This window comes from Streptomyces diastatochromogenes (genome assembly GCF_002242805.1).
Taxonomy (GTDB): domain Bacteria; phylum Actinomycetota; class Actinomycetes; order Streptomycetales; family Streptomycetaceae; genus Streptomyces; species Streptomyces diastatochromogenes.
Genome location: NZ_MCGQ01000227.1, coordinates 1 through 215 on the forward strand (window position 1 = coordinate 1; position 215 = coordinate 215).

General features: G+C 72.1%; 1 pseudogene. It reads left to right on the top strand.

Going from position 1 to position 215, the window contains the following annotated elements:
• Positions 1 to 215 (top strand): annotated as a pseudogene (locus tag BEK98_RS47740) (NADP-dependent oxidoreductase); the annotation flags it as partial.

Consider the following 215-nt stretch of genomic DNA (forward strand, 5'->3'; position numbering starts at 1 on the left):
GGCGACGAGGTCTTCGGCATCGCGCGCCTGAAGGAGAGTGGGGCGTTCGCGGAGGCCGTCGTCACGCTGGAGTCCCACCTGGCCGTCAAACCCGCCGAGCTGTCCTTCGAGCAGGCCGCCGCGTTGCCGACCGGTGCGGTCATGGCCTTCAGCGGGCTGGTCGAACGTGCCGGGGTGCGCTCCGGGCAGCGTGTGTTCGTCACCGGCGCCACGGG